Raw genomic sequence first — 4,799 nt, 5'->3', positions numbered from 1 at the left:
GTCGAGTAACAGTCGACTCTACCCGCGCCCAGCCATGAGGGGCCCCGCCGTTGGCTGGAACCCATCATTCCACCGCGGAATTGGCGCCCAGGCCCCGCTGGGCCTACCATCGGCGGTCCCCACCCCCACCGCCCCTTCCATGTCCGCTCCCGCTTCCGCCGCACCGCGCCGCTGGTTCGTCGCCGGCGACTTCAACGGCTTCTTCGGCCTGGTCGTCGACAACCTTTCCATCCTCGGCTTCATCGCCATGGCCCTGGTCGGGATCTTCCAGTTCCCCGCCGACGTGGTGTTCGGCCGCATGTTCCCCGGCACGGCCTTCGGCGTGCTGATAGGCAACCTGCTGTACACCCTGATGGCACGCCGGCTGGCCGCGCGCAGCGGCCGTGACGACGTCACCGCCATGCCGCTCGGCCTGGATGCCCCGACCAGCATCGGCATGGCCCTGCTGGTGCTTGGCCCGGCCTTCATCGCTTTCAAGCAGCAGGGCATGGACCCGCACGCGGCGGGCATCGCCACCTGGCAGCTGGGCATGGCGGCGCTGGTCATCATGGGCGTGCTCAAGTTCGTGCTGTCGTTCTTCGGTGAAGCAGTCACCCGCGCGCTGCCGCGTGCCGCGCTGCTGGGTTCCATCGCCGGCATCGCGCTGGTGCTGATGGGCCTGCTGCCGCTGCTGGAAACGCTGCGCTCGCCGCTGGTCGGCTTCACCACGCTGGGCCTGCTGCTGTATGTGCTGATCGCCAAGGGCAAGCTGCCGGTGCGTGGCCCGGGCGTGCTGCTGGCCTTCGTGTTCGGCACCGTGCTGTATTACGGCCTGGGCCTGGCCGGGCTGGGTGCGCCGGGATTCCATGTGCCGGAGTGGGTGCCGCCGCAGGTGGTGCTGCCGCTGCCGACGCTGGGCTTCCTCGACGGCCTGCCCACTGCGATGACCTACCTGCCGCTGCTGCTGCCGTTCGGCCTGCTGATGGTGGTCGGCGGCATCAATGTGTCTGAAAGCGCGCGTGCGGCCGGCGATGACTACCGCACCCGCGACATCCTGCTGGTGGAAGCGGTGGCTACGCTGGTGGCAGGCGTCTGTGGCGGCGTCGCGCAGACCACGCCGTACATCGGCCAGCCGGCGTACAAGCACATGGGCGCGCGCAGCGGCTATACGCTGCTGACCGGCCTGTTCGTCGGCATCGGCGGCATGCTCGGCATCATCTCCGGGCTGGTGCAGTGGCTGCCGCTGGCGGTGCTGGCACCGATCATCGTATACGTGGCCATCGACATCACCACCCAGGCCTTCCAGGCCACGCCGCGCCACCATACCGGCGCGATGGTGTTCGGTTTCCTGCCTTCGGTGGCCTACCTGCTGGCGATCAAGGCACCCGGCTGGATCGCACCGGATCAGCTGCCCCAGCTGCTGACCAAGCTCGACGGCCACGGCCTGCCGGAGCTGGCGGTGATCTTCACCCTCGGCAACGGCTTCATCATCACCTCGATGCTGTGGATTTCGGCGGTGGCGGCGATGGTCGATGGCCGCCTGCGCCGTGCCTGCGGCTTCCTGCTGGTGGCGGCGGTACTGACCCTGTTCGGGCTGATCCACTCGGTGGATCCGCGCGGCGGCATCTACCTGCCGTGGGAGCTGGAAGGATTGGCGCGCATCATCAGTGTGCAGTTTGCCGGTGCCTACGTGGCCCTGGCGCTGCTGCTGGGCCTGCTGTCGCTGCAGAAGCAGCCGGTGAAGCCGCTGGGTGATCGCACCGATCATTGACCGGTGACGCCGGGCATGGCCCGGCGCTACCGCTTCTTCCACTTCTGGTGCTATGTAGAGCCGAGCCTGCGCTCGGCTGCTCTGAGCCGAGCATGGCTCGGCTCTACAGGGGCGTGTTGCGGGCGGCGAATGCTCACAGCCCGCTCTGCCGGCCAGCGGCCAGCACTACCGCTCGGCGTCCAGCTCCGGGTAATGGCGGAAGATGCCATCCGTGTTGAACGCCAGCCGCCGTTCCGAGGCCAGGTAGGCGGCGATGTTCGGCCGCTTCGCCACCCGCGCCTGCAGCGCGCGCAGCAGGGGCAGTGTGGGCGCCAGTGCCTGCATGCGACGCGGGAACATGTAGTCCAGCCCACTCAGCAGCTGGAACAGCGACAGGTCCACATACGAATGCTCGCGCAGTGCATGGCGGCCACCGTTGGCGGCCAGCACCCGTTCGAAGTAGCCCAGGAACTTCGGCAGGCGCTCGCTGCGCAGCGACGCGGCACGTGCCTTGGCCTCGGTCTTCTGCGCTTCGTAGTATTTCGATGCGGCGATCGGATGATGGGTGTCATGCACTTCGGCCACCAGGTCAGCGATGGTCAACTGCAGTTGCAGCGCCTGCATCCGCCGCGATGCGGCCTGCGGCACCAGATCCAGCGCCGGGCCGAGGACGTCCAGGATCGCGGCAACCTGCGCAATGACCTGGCGACCGGCCTTCAGGAACGGCGGCGCGAAGGGCTGCGGGCCTTCGCTGTGGCCCTCCAGGAACGGCTGCATCACCGCATCACCGTGCACCCGCGCCATGTCGATGTAGTCGGCGCCGGCATCTTCCAGCGCCAGCCGCACGAACTCGCCCCGGCCCTGGATGCCGGTCCAGTAATACAGCGCGTACTGCATGGCAGTGTCTCCGCAGGACAAGGCCCACAGCCTCGCGCGCGGCACGCAAAGCAGGCGTGAGCGCGGCTTTGGCGCGGGCCGAAGCCGAACGGCAGCGGAACAGGCGGGGAACCGGCTGGAACCGGTGGGGTCACACCTTCTCCATGCGTGTGAAACGAGGGTGCTGCATCATGCAGAGTGGAAAGGCGGTATGGCCCTGGGTGCTGGGTGTGGTGGTGATCGGCGGCGCGGGCGGTTGGTTGTTCCGCGATCAGCTGAAGAGCCTGGCAGACGGTGTCTCGGTGCCGGTGCAATCGCCCCCCGCCAGTACCAGCGCGCCGCCACAACCGCAGGCGGCCGCGGAACCCGCGCCAGCGCCACCGACGATCAAGCATCCGCTGGATACCGAGGCCGCGGCTGATCCGGCGCTACCGAAGCTGGCTGACAGCGATACGGCTGCCTGGGGTGCATTGAGCCAGCTGTTCCAGGGCGAGGGCCCGATGACCCTGCTGCTGCGCGATCACCTGATCCAGCGCCTGGTCACCCAGGTCGACAACCTGGACAAACCAAGCGTGCCGCCGACGGCGCTGGCCGCACGGCCGCTGCCGGGCAACCTGCAGGTCGAGCCTGGCGAGGGCGGGGAACGCATCGCGGCAAGCAACTCGGCACGTTACGCGCCCTATGTGCAGGCCTTTACTGCGCTGGATCCAGCGGCAGCGGCTACGGCGTACAAGCGCTTCTATCCGTTGATCCAGCAGGCCTACGTCGACCTGGGCCGGCCCGAGGGCTACTTCAACGACCGTCTGGTGGCGGTGATCGACCATCTGCTGGAGACCCCGGAACTAGCGCAGGCGCCGTTGGTGCAGCGCGATGAGCGCGGCCGTTACCGCTTTGTCGATCCCACCCTGCAGTCGCGCTCGATCGGGCAGAAGGCGCTGTTGCGCATGGACGCCACGCAGGCGCGGGCGGTCAAGCAGCAGCTGCGGGCGCTCCGCTCTGCGATCACCCGCTGAACCGGTCCACTGCGCCGAACTGATCGGGATCAACGCGCCGACCACACCCGTTCCGGCATGCTGGCCGCAGGCTGACTGGCCTCGGGGTGCAGTCGCAGCCACCCTTGAAACGGGGTGGGGCAGCCGCATCTTCCCAGCATCGCCGGCGCGGGCCGGCCCTGATGACCGATGAGGATTCGCAATGCGGATGGACAAGCTCACCTCGCGTTTCCAGCAGGCGCTGGCAGACGCACAGTCGCTGGCTGTGGGCCGCGACAACAGCATCATCGAACCGGTCCACCTGTTCAGCGCGTTGCTGGACCAGCAGGGTGGCAGCACGCGCCCGCTGCTGGCCCAGGCCGGGGTGAACGTGCCGGTGCTGCGCGAGCGCCTGACCGAGGCGCTGGACGCACTGCCCAAGGTGTCCGGTCAGGCCGGCAACGTGTCGATGGGCAATGACCTGGGGCGCCTGCTGAACCAGACCGACAAGCTGGCCCAGCAGCACGGTGATGCCTTCATCGCCAGCGAGTGGTTCGTGCTGGCGGCGCTGGACGACGGCGGCACGCTGGGCATGGCGCTGCGCGCCGCCGGTGCCGACAAGACCCGCCTGCAGGCGGCCATCGACAAGCTGCGCGGCGGCGAGAACGTGCAGTCGGAGAACGCCGAGGAGCAGCGGCAGGCGCTGGAGAAGTACACCATCGACCTGACCGCGCGCGCCGAGAGCGGCAAGCTCGACCCGGTGATCGGCCGTGACGAGGAAATCCGCCGCACCATCCAGGTGCTGCAGCGCCGGACCAAGAACAACCCGGTGCTCATCGGCGAGCCCGGCGTGGGCAAGACCGCGATCGTGGAAGGGCTCGCCCAGCGCATCATCAATGACGAAGTGCCCGAAGGCCTGCGCGGCAAGCGTGTGCTGTCGCTGGACATGGGCGCGCTGATCGCCGGCGCCAAGTTCCGCGGTGAATTCGAGGAGCGCCTGAAGGGCGTGCTCAACGACCTGGCCAAGAACGAAGGCCAGATCATCCTGTTCATCGACGAGCTGCACACCATGGTCGGCGCCGGCAAGGCCGACGGTGCGATGGATGCCGGCAACATGCTGAAGCCGGCGCTGGCACGCGGCGAGCTGCACTGCATCGGTGCGACCACGCTGGACGAATACCGCAAGTACATCGAGAAGGACGCTGCGCTGGAGCGCCGCTTCC

4 protein-coding genes are annotated in these 4,799 nt (G+C 68.3%); 3 read left to right on the top strand and 1 reads right to left on the bottom strand.

The window, feature by feature from the left end; translation table 11 throughout:
* The first annotated feature begins 139 nt into the window (after window positions 1–139).
* Entirely contained in the window at window positions 140–1,750 is a 1,611-nt protein-coding gene (locus AB839_RS20790; protein ID WP_061480773.1) for a hypothetical protein, read from the top strand.
* 165 nt (window positions 1,751–1,915) lie between these two features.
* Here the strand turns inward: AB839_RS20790 and AB839_RS20785 are convergent, their stop codons facing one another.
* Window positions 1,916–2,626, bottom strand: coding sequence for a glutathione S-transferase (locus AB839_RS20785; RefSeq protein ID WP_061480772.1), 711 nt, complete (start codon window positions 2,624–2,626; stop codon window positions 1,916–1,918).
* A 170-nt stretch (window positions 2,627–2,796) separates the two neighbouring features.
* On the opposite strand from AB839_RS20785, the gene AB839_RS20780 reads away from it, so the two are divergent.
* A complete protein-coding gene (locus AB839_RS20780) occupies window positions 2,797–3,618 on the top strand; it encodes a DUF3014 domain-containing protein (RefSeq protein ID WP_061480771.1) in 822 nt (273 codons plus the stop codon).
* 181 nt (window positions 3,619–3,799) lie between these two features.
* The coding region (locus tag AB839_RS20775) for a Clp protease N-terminal domain-containing protein (protein ID WP_156476711.1) at window positions 3,800–4,799 on the top strand (1,000 nt) is incomplete at its 3' end.

Origin of the sequence: Stenotrophomonas sp. DDT-1 (genome assembly GCF_001580555.1) — a bacterium.
Taxonomy (GTDB): domain Bacteria; phylum Pseudomonadota; class Gammaproteobacteria; order Xanthomonadales; family Xanthomonadaceae; genus Stenotrophomonas; species Stenotrophomonas sepilia.
Note: the sequence above shows the minus strand (reverse complement) of the source record. Positions and strands in the feature narration are given on the sequence as shown.